This is a genomic window from Dolichospermum sp. LEGE 00246 (assembly GCF_015207865.1).
Lineage (GTDB): Bacteria > Cyanobacteriota > Cyanobacteriia > Cyanobacteriales > Nostocaceae > Dolichospermum > Dolichospermum heterosporum.
Genome location: NZ_JADEWA010000538.1, coordinates 1 through 3,276, shown reverse-complemented (window position 1 = coordinate 3,276; position 3,276 = coordinate 1). Strand labels below are relative to the sequence as shown.

The 3,276-nt window shown below is 39.2% G+C and carries 2 protein-coding genes; both read right to left on the bottom strand.

The genetic code is table 11. The annotated features are described in order from the left end of the window. Window positions 1–1,014: 1,014 nt before the first annotated feature. A complete protein-coding gene (locus IQ228_RS23615) occupies window positions 1,015–1,854 on the bottom strand; it encodes an FAD-binding domain-containing protein (RefSeq protein ID WP_027404226.1) in 840 nt (279 codons plus the stop codon). A gap of 582 nt (window positions 1,855–2,436) precedes the next feature. Continuing rightward, entirely contained in the window at window positions 2,437–3,021 is a 585-nt protein-coding gene (locus tag IQ228_RS23610) for a hypothetical protein (RefSeq protein ID WP_027404225.1), read from the bottom strand. Window positions 3,022–3,276: the final 255 nt, after the last annotated feature.

Genomic DNA, 3,276 nt, shown 5'->3' with positions numbered 1-3,276 from the left:
TAGGGACTTCCAAGAAATAAATTATCCTGATTAACGAACCACAGAGGCGCAGAGGACACAGAGGAATAAGGGTTTGAGAGATTTTTGCGTTAGGTGGTTGAGTATTTTTTTATTTGGAAGTCCCTTAGACTGGGAATTCATTCCCAGGCGGGCTATGGGTTTTACTTTAAGTTGACACCAATGAAGCTCTTGCTTTACCCCTACAAATCTAGGTTTTTCGTAATTTTGTAAAAGTCCATGTCTCAACCGTGTTTAGTATACAGTCATTGCGAGCGAAGGGAAGCAATCACAACCCTTGCGATTGCTTCATTTCACTTCGTTCCATATGGCTAACGCCACGCAACGCTTACGCAATGGCATTGTGTAATTAATTTTGCCTCACTACTTAGAGCCGCTTTAAAATCCTTAAATTATACTGTAAAAAATCAATTGGGAAAGGACTATTTAGCTCATATCACAGCAATTTTCTCATTAAAACAAAATATAAACATCTAAAAACCCGATCAAGGTTGACCGGGTCTTAATGAATTTGCAGGTTTCAAATGATTAAAGTGAGTAAGTGAATTCAAGTTACTAAGGGTGGACTTTCTAAAACGCAAATACAGCATCTCCACGTCTTTCCGCTCTGGGATTTGGCCTCGCCACCTCATCTAGAGTTTGGCTAGTTGCCACTTCGTCATCAATAACGCTGTAATTGTCGGGCTTATGATAGGGGGACACACTGATCATTTACCGTTCTATAAAACTTACCCAAAATTACCAAAGTCTAGACACATCTGGACAGCGATAGTCTTAGCGTTTACTTCCTGCTTCATCGCGGTCCTAGAATGACTTCCAAGAGGTTCGCCCGCTCCACAGACAATCCCGGTAGAACTTACCGTTTCTGACCGTAGTTCCTAAAAAGAACCCTTTCTTTTAGTCGGTTTTTATTTGCTTGGTGTCCTATGCTTTTAAGATATCATTTGATTTTTGAGATAGGACTTATTCTTTACATTTATTAACAAATTGGTGGGCTTATTTTCGATGATTGCCTTTTTGCCAACTTTGACTATTAGGCTGTTTGCTGAATTTAGCTTGAGGAAAAAGTCGCTGTTCTACTTGTTCATAACTGCCTTCAAAGTCGCATTTACCGAAATGGGGACATTGACGACAATAAACGCCTTTGCTGTAACGTTCTAGATTCTCACGGTTGAAAAAATAGGGTTTATGACTAAATGTACTTGCTACCCATTGCCATGACATATTGTTACTTGCTGGATCACCGTCGAGTAAATGTTGGAGAAACCATTTTGCGCCGGCTTGCCATTGAATATGCCGCCAATGGATAATATAAGCTGCTAACCACATTCTCATGTGGTTGTGTAGGTAGCCTGTTTCTCGTAGTTCCTGACTAAAGCTGTCAATGCAAACTAGTCCTGTCGTTCCGGTTGTGATATCTTCAGGTAGTTGGGCTGCGTAGTCTGTTGATTGATAACCGGTTTTGAATTCTTCTTGATTTTGCCAAATCTCGTTTCCTAGTTTGACATATAATCTTTGCCAATAATCACGCCAGCCTAGTTCATTAATTAGTTTATTAGCATCCTCTGGATTGTCAATTCGGTTGAGTATATATTCTCGAACTTCGCGCAAACTCAAGACTCCATGCCGAAGGTATGGTGATAATTTGGTAATGTCACCAGTTAGGAAGTTACGGGTTTTTGCGTAAGCTATGGGGTCAATTTTTTGTAGTGCTTGTTGTGCGGCTTTCCTTCCTCCGGGAATATCGCTAATGTGATCATCTTGTGCTGCGGCTTGGGGGAACTGTTCCTTGAGATATGCGACTAATTCGGCTCGATTGTGGAAATCACGTAACATAAAATTTGTATATGTCAATTTAAGATTTTAAGAATAATTAAACGCAGATGAACGCCAATAAATGCAGATAAGGACGGATGAGTCAATGTATTTTATGATTCTGTGGACATTCACGTAAAATTGGTATTAGTAGTTTACATCAGATGTGGTTTTATCTCCTAAATAATTCGTCTAATATCCCTAAGTAGTGAGACAGAGTTAATTACACAATGTCATTGCGTTAGCGCAGCGTGGCGTTAGCCATATATAACGTAGTGAAATGAAGCAATCGCCAGGGTTGTGATTGCTTCCCTTCGCTCGCAATGACTGTAAATAAGTAGTGAGACAGAATTAATTACACAATGTTATTGTGTTAGCGCAGCGTGGCGTTAGCCATATATAACGTAGTGAAATGAAGCAATCGCCAGGGTTGTGATTGCTTCCCTTCGCTCGCAATGACTGTAAATATTTTTGTCCAATTACTTAATATTTAAAACGAATTCGTAGGGGCGCAGTCCCTGCGCCCAAACAAGACCTGCGCCCAAACAAGACCTGCACCCAAACAAGACCTGCGCCCAAAATATTATGCACTCAACATCGTATTTATCTTGAAGATACATTAAAGGAATTTAAAAACCCTTCTATACTCTTAGTCAAAAACTTCTGTCTTTTTTTAGTAGTTTCCGCACTTACTTGATATAACCGGGTTTTAACTAAATATATTCTCCGTTTAACAATGTTTCCTCCCGGTTTACTATAGCTAATTTCCCTGCCAAAATAAGGACCTAATCTAATTTTTTGTTCACTAATTAAAGTTCCTTTGGCTTTTTTAACCACATTATTTCGTCCGTTATCTAAAGCCTTTTCAACCAGCTTTTTGCGATTTAATAATTCAATATATTCAGAGGAATAATCAACATAACCAACGGCATAATTAACTTCCTCTTGTTGGCGTTCAACACTAAACAGATTTAATTTAATTTTCCCCGATTTTGTATTTACTGTTTGTTTAGTCTCCCTGGGATTCCCTGGCATTAAAATCCGAAAACTACCGTCAGCAGGAGAAAACAACTTCCAGACAGATTTCGCCACTTTTACCTGTTGGTTAGCGGCTATAGTTGGAGTAATTGTATATCCGCTACATAAAACCACTAGCGCAAGAGAATAATTGAGAAATCTCATTTTCATGGTTATTGTATTGAATTTAATGCTATGAAATTTTATAGGCTCTACCGTTCCCTTTATGTAAAACAATATTTATTGTAGGTTGGGTTGAGGGACGAAACCCAACGTATAGTTATACTGCAAACGGTTCATTCATAGTTTAACCAAATATGAAACCCCTCTGGTAAACCTCTCCTTTGCACCCCTCCCTGACCCTCCCCTACAAGGGAGGGAAAAGGAGCAGCTTTTATAATTGGAGAGGCTTTGAACTTGTTCTTT